General features: G+C 37.3%; 17 protein-coding genes. 12 read left to right on the top strand and 5 right to left on the bottom strand.

What is annotated here, in order from left to right:
- From IGK81_RS12780 to IGK81_RS12755, 6 genes are read left to right on the top strand one after another with little or no spacing between them, the layout of a single operon-like run.
- Nucleotides 1-462, top strand: coding sequence for a PTS sugar transporter subunit IIA (locus IGK81_RS12780; RefSeq protein WP_431393484.1), 462 nt, complete (start codon nucleotides 1-3; stop codon nucleotides 460-462).
- Nucleotides 463-485: 23 nt separating this feature from the next.
- Nucleotides 486-1,832 carry a PTS galactitol transporter subunit IIC gene (locus tag IGK81_RS12775; protein WP_034700117.1) on the top strand — a complete coding sequence of 449 codons (1,347 nt, stop codon included), beginning with the start codon at nucleotides 486-488 and terminating at the stop codon, nucleotides 1,830-1,832.
- 22 nt (nucleotides 1,833-1,854) lie between these two features.
- Nucleotides 1,855-2,139 carry a PTS sugar transporter subunit IIB gene (locus IGK81_RS12770; RefSeq protein ID WP_034700115.1) on the top strand — a complete coding sequence of 95 codons (285 nt, stop codon included), beginning with the start codon at nucleotides 1,855-1,857 and terminating at the stop codon, nucleotides 2,137-2,139.
- A gap of 26 nt (nucleotides 2,140-2,165) precedes the next feature.
- Complete coding sequence (locus IGK81_RS12765; protein WP_094940711.1) at nucleotides 2,166-2,993, top strand: class II fructose-bisphosphate aldolase; 828 nt, start codon at nucleotides 2,166-2,168, stop codon at nucleotides 2,991-2,993.
- A 12-nt stretch (nucleotides 2,994-3,005) separates the two neighbouring features.
- The gene (locus IGK81_RS12760; RefSeq protein WP_034700111.1) at nucleotides 3,006-3,701 is read left to right on the top strand and encodes a triose-phosphate isomerase; all 696 of its coding nucleotides are present in this window, start codon (nucleotides 3,006-3,008) and stop codon (nucleotides 3,699-3,701) included.
- Nucleotides 3,698-4,213 carry a YjbQ family protein gene (locus IGK81_RS12755; protein ID WP_034700170.1) on the top strand — a complete coding sequence of 172 codons (516 nt, stop codon included), beginning with the start codon at nucleotides 3,698-3,700 and terminating at the stop codon, nucleotides 4,211-4,213. Before IGK81_RS12760 ends, IGK81_RS12755 begins: the two co-directional genes overlap by 4 nt.
- A gap of 250 nt (nucleotides 4,214-4,463) precedes the next feature.
- Here IGK81_RS12755 and IGK81_RS12750 read toward each other — a convergent pair whose 3' ends face one another.
- The 4 genes from IGK81_RS12750 to IGK81_RS12735 are packed head-to-tail and all read right to left on the bottom strand — an operon-like array spanning nucleotide 4,464 to nucleotide 7,807.
- Nucleotides 4,464-5,069, bottom strand: coding sequence for a response regulator transcription factor (locus tag IGK81_RS12750; protein ID WP_034700108.1), 606 nt, complete (start codon nucleotides 5,067-5,069; stop codon nucleotides 4,464-4,466).
- Complete coding sequence (locus IGK81_RS12745; RefSeq protein WP_034700105.1) at nucleotides 5,062-6,177, bottom strand: sensor histidine kinase; 1,116 nt, start codon at nucleotides 6,175-6,177, stop codon at nucleotides 5,062-5,064. Before IGK81_RS12745 ends, IGK81_RS12750 begins: the two co-directional genes overlap by 8 nt.
- Complete coding sequence (locus IGK81_RS12740; RefSeq protein ID WP_034700102.1) at nucleotides 6,174-6,926, bottom strand: ABC transporter permease; 753 nt, start codon at nucleotides 6,924-6,926, stop codon at nucleotides 6,174-6,176. The genes IGK81_RS12745 and IGK81_RS12740 overlap by 4 nt, the downstream gene beginning before the upstream one ends.
- The gene (locus IGK81_RS12735) at nucleotides 6,923-7,807 is read right to left on the bottom strand and encodes an ABC transporter ATP-binding protein (RefSeq protein WP_034700100.1); all 885 of its coding nucleotides are present in this window, start codon (nucleotides 7,805-7,807) and stop codon (nucleotides 6,923-6,925) included. Before IGK81_RS12735 ends, IGK81_RS12740 begins: the two co-directional genes overlap by 4 nt.
- 585 nt (nucleotides 7,808-8,392) lie before the next feature.
- Here IGK81_RS12735 and IGK81_RS12730 point away from each other — a divergent pair.
- Entirely contained in the window at nucleotides 8,393-9,826 is a 1,434-nt protein-coding gene (locus IGK81_RS12730) for a 6-phospho-beta-glucosidase (protein WP_034700094.1), read from the top strand.
- A gap of 122 nt (nucleotides 9,827-9,948) precedes the next feature.
- Here the strand turns inward: IGK81_RS12730 and IGK81_RS12725 are convergent, their stop codons facing one another.
- Nucleotides 9,949-10,317 carry a hypothetical protein gene (locus IGK81_RS12725; protein ID WP_010737245.1) on the bottom strand — a complete coding sequence of 123 codons (369 nt, stop codon included), beginning with the start codon at nucleotides 10,315-10,317 and terminating at the stop codon, nucleotides 9,949-9,951.
- A gap of 251 nt (nucleotides 10,318-10,568) precedes the next feature.
- Between IGK81_RS12725 and IGK81_RS12720 the strand changes: the two genes are divergently transcribed.
- The 5 genes from IGK81_RS12720 to IGK81_RS12700 all read left to right on the top strand — a co-directional run bounded on the left by IGK81_RS12720 (nucleotide 10,569) and on the right by IGK81_RS12700 (nucleotide 16,076).
- Entirely contained in the window at nucleotides 10,569-12,218 is a 1,650-nt protein-coding gene (locus IGK81_RS12720) for a MutS-related protein (RefSeq protein WP_034700091.1), read from the top strand.
- Between the two features lie 301 nt (nucleotides 12,219-12,519).
- A complete protein-coding gene (locus tag IGK81_RS12715) occupies nucleotides 12,520-13,455 on the top strand; it encodes an ABC transporter ATP-binding protein (protein WP_010720660.1) in 936 nt (311 codons plus the stop codon).
- On the top strand, nucleotides 13,448-14,218 hold the full coding sequence (locus IGK81_RS12710) for an ABC transporter permease (RefSeq protein WP_010720659.1): 771 nt from the start codon (nucleotides 13,448-13,450) through the stop codon (nucleotides 14,216-14,218). Before IGK81_RS12715 ends, IGK81_RS12710 begins: the two co-directional genes overlap by 8 nt.
- Nucleotides 14,219-14,478: 260 nt before the next feature.
- Entirely contained in the window at nucleotides 14,479-14,997 is a 519-nt protein-coding gene (locus IGK81_RS12705) for a GNAT family N-acetyltransferase (protein WP_034700089.1), read from the top strand.
- 116 nt (nucleotides 14,998-15,113) lie between these two features.
- Nucleotides 15,114-16,076: a tRNA dihydrouridine synthase gene (locus tag IGK81_RS12700; protein ID WP_010720657.1), complete on the top strand. Its 963-nt coding sequence runs from the start codon at nucleotides 15,114-15,116 to the stop codon at nucleotides 16,074-16,076.
- Nucleotides 16,077-16,662 lie beyond the last annotated feature (586 nt).

The raw sequence follows: 16,662 nt of genomic DNA, 5'->3' as shown, positions 1-16,662 counted from the left end.
ATGACGAGTTATTTTGGAAAGAAAATTGCATTATTTCAATCTGAGGTAAAGAGTCAGAAGGAAGCTTTATCAATTATTGCAACTTATCTATATCAAACAGGTTTAGTGAAGGATTCGTTTGCAGAGAATGTACTGAAAAGAGAAGAAGTGTTTCCTACTGGCTTATTAATCAATGATGTTGGGATTGCTATACCACATACGGATGCAGAACACGTGAATGATTCTCAAATTGCATTTATGTCATTGAAAACACCAGTAACTTTTTATGAAATGGGAACTGCAGATAAGGAAATTTCAGTCAGCTTGATCTTCATGTTAGCGTTGAAAGAACCACATGCACAGTTAGAAATGTTACAGAAGTTAATTACGATGTTTCAAAAAAAAGAGGTGGTTCAAAAGCTTCGAGCTGTAAATAATACTGAGGAGTATTATCAAATTATTGAAAAAGAAGGATTCGTTTAATAACCATTTTGAGGGGGAGCATTATGTTAGATTTATTACAAAAATTTGTTGATCTCGGATCAATCGTTGTATTGCCAATCTTAATTTTTGTTTTTGGTTTGATTTTAGGAACGAAACCGAGTAAGGCTTTTATTTCAGCATTAACGGTTGGTGTTGGATTTGTCGGGTTGAATTTAGTTATCGATTTATTGACCAATAGCTTAGGACCAGCAGCACAAGCGATGGTTGAACGTTTTGGACTAAACTTAACAACCATTGATGTTGGTTGGCCGGCAGCAGCTGCGATTTCTTATGGAACCGTTTTAGGTAGTTTGGCGATTCCAGTAGCTATCGTAGTCAATGTGTTATTAATTATTGTTGGCTTAACAAAAACACTGAATGTTGATATTTGGAATATCTGGCATGCAGCATTTGTTGCTTCACTTGTCTATGCGGTAACGAATGACTTTGCAATGGGCATGTTGGCAACGGTTATTTATACAATGATGATTTTATTGTTTGGCGATATTTTAGGACCAATCATCAATAAATTCTATGGATTTCCAAATATTACCTTCCCACACGGAACAGCAGCACCTGGGTTTGTTTTTGCCTTACCTTTAAATTGGTTATTCGATAGGATTCCAGGATTGAAAGATTGGCATGCAGATCCAGAAACGATTCAAAAACGGTTTGGCATCTTTGGTGATTCAACAGTCATGGGCTTTTTAATTGGTTTGGTTATGGGGATTTTAGCTGGATATGATGTTGCGGGAATCGGTCAATTAGCGGTGAAAACTGGTGCTGTAATGGTCTTAATGCCTAAAATGGTGGCACTTTTAATGGAAGGCTTAACACCTATTTCAGAATCAGCAAATTCATTTGTTCAAAAACGTTTCCCAGGAAGAGAATTATATATCGGGATGGATGCCGCATTGTCAGTAGGACACCCAGCTGTATTGTCTTCTTCGTTAATCTTAGTCCCAATCACGATTTTATTAGCAGTGATTTTACCAGGTAACACAACCTTGCCTTTCGGTGATTTGGCAACTATTCCATTCTTAGTTTGTTTGATGGCAGCTGTCTTTGGTGGAAACATTATTCGAACAATCTTAGGTGGGACGATCTACATGGTCACCATTTTATACATCACTTCATGGGTGGCACCATTTTTAACAAAAGCAGCACAAGCGGCAAACTTTGATTTACAAGGACATTCATCAGTAACTGCGATGGCAGAAGGTGGACTGTGGACAACACTTCTATACGTGGGTGGTGCAAAACTATTTGGTTACTTTGCCCTAGTCGGAATTGGTCTGATTATTACAGGTTTACTATTCTACGTGAATCGCATTTTACCTAAAAGAGCAGCTAAACAAACTGAAGCTTAATACAAAATAGGAGAGATGACAGATGAAAAAATTATTAATTATGTGCGGAACAGGTGTGGCTACTTCAACAGTGGTAACAGGAAAAGTAAAAGAATGGTTGAAATCAAAAGGATTCGAAAATGAAGTGAAACTATATCAATCAAAAGTTGCGGATGAAATTGGCAAAATTGATGACTACGATATTGTGGTCAGTACGACCGTGGTTCCTGACAACATTAAAGATAAAGTAATTATGGGGCTTCCTTTATTAACCGGAATTGGCATTGATGGGTTGTTTGACGAAATTGAAGCGAAGATTAAAGCCTAAAAAATACTTGAAAAGAAGGTAATCAAATGTTAGTTACAACGAAAGAGATGTTTGAAAAAGCGCAAAAAGAAAACTATGCGATTCCGGCAGCAAACTTTTTTGATTTAGATTCTGCAAGAACCTTTGTAGAGGTTGCAGAAAAAATGCAAAAGCCATTAATTTTAGCCTTTGCACAAGCGCATATTGAAGAATGTCCTCTTGAAGAGGCAGCGTTAATTGCAACATATTTAGCCAAAAAAGCAAGTGTACCAGTAGCACTTCATTTGGATCATGGACAAGATGAGGAAATCATCAAGCAAGCAATCGAGCTTGGGTTCACTTCTGTGATGATAGATGCTTCGCAGGATGAGATTGAAACAAATATTCGTCGTTCAAAAGCAATTACGGAATATGCTCATGAAAGAGGCGTTGTGGTAGAGGCTGAGATTGGACACGTGGGAACGGGAAATAGTTATGAATTTAAGGAAACCACGGACACCATTTATACCGAAGTGGAGGAAGCAGCACGTTTTGCGAAAGAAACCGGCGTCGATTCATTGGCAGTTTCGATAGGTACAGCTCATGGGCAATACAAAGGAACACCGAAAATCAGCTTTGAGCGGTTGGAAGAAATTAAAAATGAAGTTTCAATTCCATTAGTGTTGCATGGGGGCTCATCATCTGGTGATGAAAATCTCCACAAATGTGCTGTTTCAGGGATCAATAAAATTAATATCTTTACTGATTTTATCACAGCAGCAATGGATGTAATTAACGAAGAAAAACCAGAGGATTATTTTACACTTAAACGATTAGCGAACCAAGCGATTGCGGATACGTTAGCGCATTATTACAAAGTATTTGCAACAAAATAGAGGAGGGTTCTCATGAGAACAGTAAGAAAACCATTTTTTGTGGTTAATCCTAAATCTTATTTGTATGGTGAACAGGCATTGGAACTAGCAAAAACAGCGGATCAATTAGCTGCAGCATACGATATTGATATCATTTTTACTTGTCAACATGTTGATGTTCGGCTAATTAAAGAACAGACAACGCAGTTGATTGTGAGTGTTCAACATATCGATGGGATAGTCCCTGGTAGAGGGATGGGACACGTTTTACCTGAAGGCGTTGTAGCGGCTGGAGCAGAAGCGACCTTCCTTAATCATGCAGAACGTCCTTTATCGGTTAGTGAGCTGTGTGATGCCGTCAAGCGAGCAAAGGAACTTGGTCTATTGACTATTGTCTGTGCGAATTCTTTAGAAGAGGCGAAGCTCGTAGCTTCATTGAAGCCGGATGTAATGGTTTGTGAGCCTACGGAATTAATAGGCACAGGTCAAGCAAGTGACATTTCTTATATGATTCAAACCAATGAAGCTGTACGTAAGATGGATCCTGAAATTTTTGTTCTGCAGGCAGCAGGGATTTCAACGGTAGCAGATGTTCGCAAAGCACTTGATTCGGGGGCTGATGCAACGGGTGGAACCAGCGGGATTGTTTGTGCCAAAGATCCTGTGGACACATTGAAAGCGATGATTGAAGAAGTAAGTAAATGGAAAAAGGAGCAATCGACAAAATGATAACTTATACTGAGCAACTTGTTTTGACTTCAAATGGACAGCGAGTGACGTATCATAATATTACCGAACAAGTAAAAGAAATTGTGGCAAAAAGTGGGATAAAAAATGGCATTTGTCTTGTTCAGTCGCCACATACTACTTGTTCAGTTATTTTTGAGGAATTCATGCACGATTTAGATTTTAATGGGGATGAATTTTTACAGGTTGATTTAAATCGGATTCTTGATCGGATCATTCCTCGAGAATTAACGGAAAATACCGATTATCGTTATCCTGGTCCGAAGCATCTTGATTTCTTGCTGTCCTTAGATGATCCAGACTATGCTGGTGATGCTGGAACGATTTTAAATGGAGATGCACATATCCGAGCATCATTCTTCGGAGCAAGTGAAAATTTCATTGTCAAAGAGGAAACACTAATGACAGGAGCTGTCGGCTCCATTTATTTCATTGATTTTGATCAAAATCGTGTTAGAAATCGGAAATGCCATATTTTAGTAATGGGCGAATAGAAAAGTAATAAGAAACAAACATTTGGGAAACTAATTGAATGATCACACCTATAAAAATTAATACGAAAGATAATAGTTAGTTCATTCCGTTTTTTTGGTTAAACTACTAAAATTCATCATAGAGAAAACTATAGGGAAACAAAAACTATTTAGTTTAGAAAAAGTATAGCCAGTTATCTGATCGGTAAATAAGATCATTGGGAAGACCTTGCTTAAGGCGTTCTTCTCAGTGATCTTAATTTGTTGTTATTTAAATCCATCCTTGCTTTATTGCAAAATTTATCGCTTCAATTCGTGAACGTGATGCTGTTTTGCTTAGAATAGCAGAGATGTAATTACGTACAGTTCCCTCACTCAAAAATAGAGTTTGGGCAATTTGTTGGGTGCTGATGCCGGTTTTTAACAACGTTAAAATTTCAAGCTCTCTTGGGGTTAAAGGGTTTTTTTGAGTAATGAATGATTGAATAACCAATTCAGGTGAAAAAATCGTATCACCCGCCATGATTGAGCGGATCGAACGAATAAGTTCTTCACTGGGACTATCTTTTAGCATATAACCGTTGACATTGTTCTGTAAAGCTTGCTGAAAATAGTGTTCTTGCGCAAAGGTAGTCAGAACCATAATTCTCACATCCTGTTTTAATAAACGAAGCTGCTTAGCAATTTCCAAGCCAGTCAACTTAGGCATTTCAATGTCTAATAAAACGATATTTGGTTTCAATTTGATGATGTCAGATAATGCCGTATCACCATCTGTTGCAGAACCAATAACTTCAAAATCTGTTTCAAGATTCAAAATCATCGTTAATGCAGTGTTCAATAATTGTTGATCCTCTGCCAAATACAATTTAATCATGCTCATTCTCCTTAGGCAACGAGATGACAATCTTTACTCCTTGTGTTCCAGTGATCGTCAACTGTCCTTTTTCAGTTTGAATCCGTTCTTTCATTCCGCTGATTCCATAGCCGGTTGATTTTAGTTGAGTGAATCCTTGTCCATTATCTTGAATGGTAATAAAATAGGTGTCTATATTCTCGGTAAAATCAATCATCGCAATACTAGCTTTGCTGTGACGAATCATATTTGTGATGGCTTCTTTAATAACTGCGGATACTGTATGTTGAATGTTCGTCGGCCATTTTTCGGCTAGTTCCTCTCCTACAGAATGAAGCTGAATATTGGTAAGGACTAAATTTTTTTCTTCTTCTAGCATCGTTTGGGCAATTGTTCGCTCTTGTAAATTTGAAACGATCCCACGAACTAATGATAAGTTTTTTCGGGAAGTCTCAGCAATATCATGTAATTCATTGGTTGCTTGGCGTGAATCAATTGCTATTAATTTCTCCGCTAATTCAGCCTTTAATGAAATGATGGAAAACGCTTGGCCTAAATGATCATGGAGATCACGAGCAATACGATCTCGTTCATTTTGGCGCACAACTGCTTCTAAACGTTTATTTTGTTGGTTGAGGCGATAGATCCGCCGATAAGATTCCCCTACCGACTTAGCTGCTAGTGGTGTAATAATAGCAGCTATGATAGTGATACCTACATTAATGTAACTGGATGAATGGGTGAAACGAGTGGTCCACAACATAGCGCCAAGACTAATCATGACGCTTACATAATAACCAGTCAAATAATGATAGAATAAACGTTTGGTTACTGGCAGGGAGCCAATCTCCCAGGCAACGAAAATAAAGAGATATCCATTTTTTTGAAAGATACCAAATAAGCAGGCAATCAATAATTGAAGGAAAACGTCCCATGTTAAAAATTTATGAACTTCATAGCCATCTCGGTAAGCTTTTAAAAAAATAACTAAAAGTAATATAAATAACCAGTCAAACCAAGAATTAAGGGGGAACAATGAATAGATCGTCGGTATTAAAAATACTAACCAGAAATAAGGTGCAATGCCGAATCGTTTTGGGAAAAATATGTGCTTTTCGAAAAAACTCATATGGTAGAAACCTCACTTTTACTTTGAAAAAAGACGACTACTTTGAACAGTACGAATAAAATAATCGTCCAAACTAAGAGTACCCCAAAACTAACAAAATTAAAACGTTGATAATTGATAAATCTTCTTAAAATTACAGCTGTTTGATAAGTTGGTAGCCAGTGTCCAACCTTTTGTACCCATGGGGGCATTATGCTAAGTGGCCACCATAGTCCGCTTAAAATTGCCATGGGAAAAACGATGAGATTACTAAGCAAATTTACTACGTTATCTGAACCTAATAGAGAGATGATCATTCCAATCAATATAAGTGGGAATGATAACAATGGAATGAGGAATAAAAGACCTATTAAATGAAACCAATTAATTGTTAGCTGATTTACTAAAAGTCCAGTCATTATTAGTGCCAAAACCGAAAGTATATTTAACGATAGAAAGACGATTAACATCGATAGATAATATTGTGATTTTGAACCTGGACGTAGTGCTACAAATAAATCGAACTTTCTAGTATGATCTTCTAACAGAGTATGTGCGACTGTCATAACAGAACTAATCAATGAGCTATACACAATCATACTAATCATATAAGCGATATTCCATGTTTTCGAAGCTACTGGTTGTGTTATTACCTGAGTAAATATAAGGTAAAAGCCTGTTGGCATGGCGATACTGAATAAGAGGAAGCGCAAGTTACGGAATACGATGCGTTTATAGTTGATTTGAACTTGAAACAAGAATTTTTTCATTTACTGCTACCTCCAATTACTTTTTGAAATAAAGAAGCCAACGAATTTTGCTGAATGGCTAATTCGTCTAATTGATTAAGATAAGGAATTAAAGCTTCCATCACTACGTTTGGCTCATCAGTTATTAATTGAATATGCTGATTAGTTTTGGAACATTCTTTAACAGCTGAAATGGATGTGAATGTTTCTTTTGGTAATGGAGTGGTAAATTGGATGGTTATATGACCACTTTTTTTCCGCAATGATTTCAAGGTACCATCGTATACTAACCTAGTATCTTTTAAAATAAGGATTCGATCTGCAATCTGATCTAGTTCCTCCAGATAATGGTTAGTGATAAAAAAAGTCTTTCCATTTTGCTTCAAACGGTCAATACTTTCCCAGAATGATTGTCGACTATTACTATCCATTCCAGCAGTCGGCTCATCTAAAAAAATTAGTTGAGGGTTTCCTGCCATAGTTGTTGCAAAAGTCAACCGACGTTTTTGTCCGCCAGACAATTGATCTAAGTAACACTTCTCCTTTTCTTTTAAGTTGGCTAAGCGAATCAAGGCTTCATAAGATAATGGGTTGTGATAGTAACTACGAGCAAGATTTAAACACTCTTTGACGGTGACTCGTTCGAGTGATAAGTTTTGTTGCAACATTACACCGACTTTGTCACGGACTTTCCTGATATCTTGGGTTCCCATCACATAAGTAGTTCCTGAATTTGGTTGAATCAATTGGTTAAGTAGATTGATCAGAGTGGATTTTCCTGCACCATTTTCTCCTAATAGTGCGACAGTCTCTCCGGGTGCAATCTGAAATGAGATATTATCTAAAACGGTTGTCCTGTTATACACCTTCGATAAGTTTTGTACATCGATTATTGGATTCATATTCTTTCCTCCTGCTGATGTTATCTTAGCTATTTTTTGAGTTGTAAAACAGTCATGGATGTCATCAGTTGGACATGACAATTGTCATGTCTAAAGAACACAGAAATGTAGACTGCTGACTGAATAGTCAAAAAGTTGTTATTATTAATTAAAGAAGTGGAGAAAAGCTAAACTACCTTGTTGATTGTTCATTATGGAAACTCTTTTCACTTATATCTACTATTAAATTTCGCTAATTTTGATGTGGGGGAGGACTTTTGTTACTTGGCAACCAACTGATTTTTTTTGGAAGTTTGTGATTCATGGGGCACGTAAATTACTTTTATCAGACGTTCTACGGTATAATAAATGACGAACATGTTTCATTCATTTTCCTCTTACAACCAATTGAAAGCGTTTGTATTTTTGATTCAAGAAAGATACTTAGATGCTTGGAGTATACTTTCGTTGATATCATTGATTGGAAAACGATACCTGATGCGCTTGTCACTAAAGTTTTTCCTGACAAGTGTGCATTTGGTGGTGTTCTAACTTCGTTTACTAAAGCAATTGAAATAAATTTGAGATGAAAAAGGAGCGGATAGGATGGCTTTTCCAGAGAATTTTTTATGGGGCGGTGCATTAGCAGCCCATCAATTTGAAGGTGGTGTAATTGGAATATCAAAAGGGCTTTCGGTGGCTGACGTGATGACGGCTGGCTCACATGGTGTACCTCGAGTGATCACGGATGGAGTTGTGGAAGGTAATTATTATCCCAACCATGTAGGGATTGATTTTTATCATCGCTATAAAGAAGATATTGCACTGTTTGCTGATCTTGGGTTCAAATGTTTTCGTACATCGATTGCTTGGTCACGTATTTTTCCAAATGGAGATGAGCTGGAACCTAATGAAGAAGGGCTTCAATTTTATGACGATGTCTTTGACGAGCTGTTGAAATATGGAATCGAACCGGTTATTACATTGTCCCATTTTGAAATGCCCTATCATATTGCCAAAGAATATGGTGGATTTATGAATCGTCAAACGATCGATTTCTTTCTTAAGTTTGCAGAAGTGGTATTTAAGCGCTATCAAAATAAGGTGAAATACTGGATGACATTCAACGAGATCAACAACCAAATGAACTATTCAAATGATATTTTTGGTTGGACCAACTCAGGTGTTCATTTTGGCGATTATGAAAATCCAGAGGAGGCGATGTACATTTGTGGCCATCATACGTTAGTTGCTTCTGCTAAGGCGGTTAAACTAGGAAAATCAATTAATCCAGATTTCGAGATTGGGAATATGATTGCGATGGTGCCTATTTATCCGTTTTCTTCTCGACCAGCGGATCAAATCTTAGCGCAACAGATGATGCATGATCGTTGGTTTTTCTGTGATGTACAAGTTCGTGGACACTATCCAAATTATGCCCTTAAAATGTTTGAGCGTAAAGGGTACCAGATCGATATAACAGAAGCAGATCGACAAGCACTCGCTGAAGGTACAGTGGATTATATCGGTTTTTCATACTACATGAGTAATACGGTCGATTCGCAAGTCCATCAAGATGTTTCAACGAATGTTAGTGGTGGAAGTACGTACTCCGTAACGAATCCATTTATTAAGGAATCTGACTGGGGGTGGGCGATCGATCCAGAAGGTCTCCGCTATTCATTGAATGCTTTTTATGAGCGTTATGAACTCCCATTATTTATTGTTGAAAATGGGTTTGGTGCCATTGATGTTCTGGAGGCGGATCACACGATTCATGATCCTTACCGTATCGAATATTTACGTAGTCATATCCAAGAGATGGAAAAGGCGATCAATGAAGATGGTGTCGTGCTTTTGGGTTACACGCCGTGGGGTTGTATTGATTGCGTGTCATTTACAACAGGGGAGATGAAAAAGCGTTACGGTTTTATCTATGTTGATCGGAACAATGATGGTTCTGGTACGCTAGAAAGGTATGAAAAAGACTCCTATGATTGGTATAAGCGGGTAACAACCTCTAATGGAACAGAGCTTTAGACGAGCAAACATGTAAATAGACCACAAAAAATCAGCTGGTTGTTTTCAAATCAGCTGATTTACTATTTATTTGTATTAAATTGAGAGAGAGTAAAAAGTTTATGAAAGTTGACCAACCTTATTTATAGAACCGTTTTTATTTTTTCCCATAAGTGATCCAGATCCATTGTTCCGTACTCTGCTTTAGAAATAGCTATCACTGGTATCTGAGGGAATTTCTTCTCAATTTCTTCTTTGGCATAGGCAAACGTTGGGGTTAGTAAAATAATATCTGCTTCCGAGGCGTGTTCGTCTATCTGACTTGCTTCATATATTTTAAGAGCCCAAGATTGATTTTTTTCTCTTAAAAACTTCGCTAATTTCATTTCTAAGAACTGGGTTTGCAAACTACCATTGGTAGAAATAAAATTAAAAGACAGATCAAAAATGACAATAGTTTTCATTTTTTGTTCCGCATGTTTTTGAGGATTGTTCATCGAAGTAGTAGCCATTTGTTTTCTTCCTTTCGTTTCACCTATTCGTTATCTCTAGTATACGACAATTATTTTGTAAGCGCTATTTTAAGTTGGTGGAAATAAGTGTGCTTTTTCTTTTAATTTCATTTCACATAGCTACATAGTGAATAAATTGAATAAATATGAATAAACAGCTATTTTATGTTGAACTTTCATTATTCAGCTCATAAAAGGGGTCAAACAATGCTATACTTTATCCAATGGAAAACAGAATAGGAGAAAAATGTATGGATCAAAAAACATTTATTGTGCTATTGATTTGTGGCGTGATCGTTTTGCTCATTGCTCTAGATTTCAATGCGCGTCGAAAATTAAAAGAAAGTGTCCATCAGAAGTGGGGAAGAGTGCCTTATCAACCTCGATTTGATAAAGAAAAAAGTTTAAAGGAAGCGTGGCTCACAGAAAAAGAATTTCGTTCATGGTCAAGTGAAGTGGATGACTTGACGTGGTACGATTTGGATATGTTTGAAGTTTTTGAAGGCATCAACCTGACATACTCTAGTATTGGTTCGGAAGCTTTATATCAACGGCTGAGGAGCTTTAACTTTGGGGAAGATCAACGATTAGAAAAGTTAATTGCTTTTTACCAAGAAAACCCTCAAACAAGAGAAAAAATCCAATATCAATTTGCACGACTAGGGAAAAAAGATGGTAATTTTACGAAGCAATATTTAGCGGATGGCCAAAGTAAACAGATCGGACATGTCGGCTTTTATACTTTTTTAGGTCTCTTACCGATCATTGGTTTAATTTTATTATTATTTGGACAAGTCTTAGGTATCTATCTAGCGATTGGTAGTTTAATTTTTAACACACTTTATTATCAAGTCAAGAAACAGACATTAGAAACTGAGATCAATAGTATGGGTTACCTAGTCTCAACGATCTCAACAGCGAATCAAGTAGCAAAGATTGCTACACCGGTTCAAGATGAATTACGGCAAAATGTTAAACCGTTAAAAGATATTCCTAAATTTGGTTTTTCTTTTCGAGTTAAGAGTGGGTCGGAAGCAGAAATTTTATTTGATTATGTCAATATGATGTTCATGTTGCCGTTTATTTCTTATCACTTTGTTATTAGCAGGTTAGAGAAAAAAACGAAAGAAGCAATGAAGGTTTGGGAATTATTGGGAGAAATGGAAGTAGCGGCTGCGGTTCTCAACTATCGTACTTACATGCCCATTACCTGTCAGCCAGAATTTACGGACAATGGCGTAGAGGCAGAAGATCTCTATCATCCTCTCTTGAAGGAAGCGGTAGTGAACCCAGTAGATTGGCACCAGAACATTTTAGTGACGGGCTCGAATGCTTCAGGTAAATCTACTTATGTGAAAAGTATTGCGATCAATTGTATCTTAGCACAGACGATCCAAACAGCCCTCGCAGAAAAATTCACCTTGCAGCATGGTCACGTACTGACTTCTATGGCGATCGAAGATGACTTGTTTGCAGGAGATAGTTACTTTGTTTCAGAAATCAAATCGATTAAAAGACTACTAGATCAAGTAGAAAAAGGGGAAAGATGTTATTGTTTTGTGGATGAGATTTTAAAGGGAACCAATACGATCGAACGGATTGCTTCTTCTGCAGCAGTAGTAAGATGGTTGTCAGACTATCCATCACTAGCTTTTGTGGCGACTCACGATATTGAATTGACTGAGATCTTGAAAAATGAATGTGAGAATGTCCATTTTGAGGAACAGGTCACAGCAGAAAAAGGAATCAGTTTTGATTTTAAATTAAAGCAAGGTCCAGCAAAAACCAGAAATGCGATTGCATTATTGAAAGTCTTAAATTATCCGGAAAAACTAGTTGCGGATGCAAAAGAAGCAGCAACATTTTTTGATCAACATCGAAAATGGGAGATTTTTGACTAAAACGTACGGACTTAATATGTCAGGCTTGAATGGTTTGTCGCAAACTCATTTATATTAAAAAAGGAAGAAAGCGTGCCTTTTCCTGATGGAGAAATCATGCTTTCTTCCTTTTTGGACATGGATAAAAGAATTCATTTATTTTAGTAGAACAACTGATCGAAAGAAGATGAAATGATTGATTTTATATTGGATGCTCGAATACATAAAATTCTATTTTTATTTTGAAAACTTTATTCATTTTCTTTCAATCATTCCATGTTACAATAGAGAATCAGATGGAAAAAAGGAGATCGTTAAAAAAATGACACAGGCTCTTGAAATAAAGAATTTAAAAAAAGTATACGCAACGGGAGTTGAAGCGTTGCGAGGGATTGATTTAACGGTGGAAGAGGGCGATTTTTATGCCTTGCTTGGTCCTAATGGTGCGGGGAAATCTACGACAATTGGGATCATCACTTCACTTGTGAATAAAACTTCTGGTGAAGTAAAAGTGTTTGGTTATGACTTGGATACTGATTTGGTTCGTGCCAAACAACAAATCGGATTAGTACCGCAAGAATTCAATTTTAATCCTTTTGAAACAGTTCAACAGATCGTAGTGAATCAAGCAGGATATTATGGTGTTTCACGACAAGAAGCAATCAAGCGTAGTGAAAAATACCTTAAGCAATCCAATCTATGGGAAAAAAGAAATGTTCGTGCACGCATGCTTTCTGGTGGGATGAAACGGCGACTGATGATTGCTAGAGCATTGATGCATGAACCGAAACTATTGATTTTAGATGAACCTACTGCAGGTGTAGATATTGAACTAAGACGTGAAATGTGGGAATTCTTGCGAGAATTAAATGAACAAGGTACCACGATTATTCTAACGACTCATTATTTGGAAGAAGCCGAAATGTTGTGTCGGAATATCGGGATTATCCAATCAGGTGAATTGATTGAAAATACAAGTATGAAATCATTACTTTCTAAATTACAATTTGAAACGTTTATTTTTGACTTAGCACCGTATGAACAAGCGCCAGTTCTACAAGGGTACACTAGTACGTTTGAAGATGAGCGGACCCTTGCTGTTGAAGTAGAACGGGATCAAGGGGTCAACGGAATCTTTGATCAATTAAGTGAACAAGGGATAAAAGTGCTTTCGATGAGAAATAAATCGAATCGCTTAGAAGAATTATTCTTGAAAATCACGGAAGAAAATGGTCATGTGGAGGAAAAAAATGTTTAGTCTTTATTTTACAGCTTTAAAAAGTTTAGCCATCAAGGAAACCAATCGCTACTTGCGGATTTGGGTCCAAACACTGGTTCCACCAGTGATTACCACCTCACTTTATTTTGTGATCTTTGGGAAAATGATTGGCGGACGTATTGGTGATATGGGTGGATTTTCCTACATGGAATTTATCGTTCCAGGGTTGATCATGATGTCCGTTATCACTAGTTCTTATTCCAATGTTTCGTCCTCATTTTTTTCTCAAAAATTCCAGAAAAATATTGAAGAAATTTTAGTTGCGCCCGTTCCCACACATGTGATTATTTGGGGATTTGTGATTGGCGGACTGGGACGTAGTATCTTGGTCGGGGCGTTGGTAACGATGATTTCGCTATTCTTCGTTCCGCTAAATGTCTTCTCTTGGGGCATCGTGATTGTTACTTTGCTGATGACATCGATTTTATTTTCACTAGCGGGTTTGATCAATGGGATTTTCGCACAGTCGTATGATGATGTGTCGATCGTGCCGACCTTTGTCCTTCAGCCATTGACATACCTCGGTGGTGTCTTTTATTCGATCTCTATGTTGCCACCGATCTGGCAGGCAATTTCTAAAGTTAATCCGATCGTTTACATGATTTCAGGATTTCGTTATGGGTTCCTTGGAACGACAGATGTACCCATCATGGTTTCGATCACGATTCTTGTGTTATTTAGTTTAGTGCTTTATTCACTATGCTGGTATTTAATCAATAAAGGTAGAGGGTTAAGAAGCTAGAGTTTGTGGAATGATCAAAAAAACTTATTCGGTTTTCTACAGAAACGGATTGATTTGATCAAATTTTTGGTAATAGACAAGAAATAGTTGAGTCTAGGATAGATGCTTATCCTAGACTTTTTTTGTTCGATTAAAGGACTTCCTCATACAAATTTAGACGATCTACTCTTAAATTAACTAAATATAATATGTTAAAATGATAACTAAACTTTAGTTTTTAGTGTTTTATCTAGTATAGAAAAATAAAAAGGGGATATGGAATGACAATTGAATTTCGCGAAACGACGTTAACTGATGTGCCAGCCGTCATGAAAATCATTAATGAAGCAAAACGGTTATTAGCTTCCGCTGATAGTCCGCAATGGCAAAATGGTTATCCAAATGAAGAAACGATCAGGCAAGATATCGATAAAACATGGTCTTATGTTTTGGTAGTCGATGGAATCATTGCTGGAACATTAGCCTTACAAAAAACACCTGATAAAAATTATCAAGAAATCTTTGAAGGAAGTTGGGAAAAAGCTGATGCGCCCTATACAACAATCCATCGCATTGCACTAGCTGATGCATTTCGCGGACAAAAGCTGGCTTACCGACTCGTTGAGTATGCAGAAGCAGAAACAAAGGCCTTAGGAATGGCACAAGTAAGAGTTGATACGCACAAAAAGAATACTAGTATGCAACGTATCATGGCTCATTGTGGGTTTGAGTTACGTGGTATCGTCTATGTCGACGATGAGATAGACAATGAACGATTGGCGTATCAAAAATTGCTTTAGTAAAGGAAGCAGTGGTTTTGCTTCTTTTGTTGATTCCTAGTATAATGACTCTGTTTTTTAGAATAGTGAACGAAGAGTATTACATGGCGAAACTACAATGAAATGGAGAGTTATCAGTGAAAGAAAATTTTTGGGCAGAATTACCGAAGCCCTTTTTTATATTAGCACCAATGGAGGATGTCACAGATGTGGTGTTTCGACATGTTGTGCAGGCGGCAGGAGCGCCCGATGTGTTTTTTACAGAATTTACAAATTCCGATAGTTTCTGCCATCCTGATGGTAAAGAAAGTGTCAGAGGTCGCTTGACATTTACCGAAGATGAACAGCCGATGGTTGCTCATATCTGGGGTGATAAACCAGAATTTTTTAGACAAATGAGTATCGAACTAGCAGAAATGGGTTTTAAAGGGATCGATTTGAATATGGGATGTCCGGTTCCTAACGTTGCTGAACGTGGGAAAGGGAGTGGCTTGATTCTTCGTCCGGAAGTTGCAGCGGAACTTATCGAAGCAGCGAAAGCAGGAGGATTACCTGTAAGCGTCAAGACAAGAATCGGCTATACAGAACAAGAAGAGTTGGAAGGTTGGTTGAGTCATTTATTGAAACAAGATATCGCCAATCTTTCTGTTCATTTACGTACGAGAAAAGAAATGAGTAAAGTAGATGCGCATTGGGAGTTGATCCCTCAAATCGTAGCATTAAGAGATCAACTTGCGCCACAAACGTTGCTTACGATCAATGGCGACATTCCTGATCGGCAAACGGGCTTGGAATTAGTTGAAAAATATGGCGTAGACGGGATTATGATCGGTCGTGGGATCTTTAAAAATCCTTTTGCTTTTGAAAAAGAACCAAGGGAACATTCAGCAACTGAATTGATTGATCTTTTACGTCTGCAATTAGATCTCCAAGACCAATATGCCAAAGAAATCCCCCGTTCAATGACTGGGCTACATCGTTTCTTTAAAATCTATGTCAAAGGATTTCCGGGCGCAAGTGACTTACGTGTTCAATTAATGAATACTAAATCGACCGACGAAGTCAGAGCGCTTTTAAATGCTTTTTCTAATCAAGAGTAACCGATGAAAATTTCAAGAATACTGTATTCTGTTTGTATTTTTGAATCTTATAAAAGAAATCAGAGGTAGATAAAACGCCGAATGATCCGAATGAATTTTCGTGATCATTGGGCTTTTTTTGTAAAAGTAGTTATTTAATGAGAAAATTGAATGGCAAATGAGACAAAACTTGTCACAGTCTCTTCTAGTATCTCTAAAAACGAATAAACGAAGTTCAAACATCAGCTCCTTGAAATAAGCCTGAATTTTTCAAAACATGAGAAGCTGTTTCAAAAAATTCTTTCTTATTGTCATCAGAGCTACCCGATGTTTTCACGACCTCTGATTCACGGTGTTCAAAGAGCTGACCTTCGGCGATAAGTCAAAAAATCTCAAAACATGGGAAGCTGTTTCGAGATTTCCATCCTTAATGCTCCTGCGATTACTCGTCGCAGTTTTTACTCGGTGAGCGCTCAGGTCAAAACACTCTTTTCACGACCTCTTGTTCACGGTGAGACAAAAGTAGCATCTTCGGAAAATTTGCTGAAATTTACCAAAAATTTGAGAAGCACCAAGTAGGTAACAATCAACATCAAAAACGAGTTTT

Source organism: Enterococcus sp. DIV0703 (assembly GCF_051711065.1).
GTDB classification, from domain to species: Bacteria; Bacillota; Bacilli; order Lactobacillales; family Enterococcaceae; genus Enterococcus_B; species Enterococcus_B hirae.
Note: the sequence above shows the minus strand (reverse complement) of the source record. Positions and strands in the feature narration are given on the sequence as shown.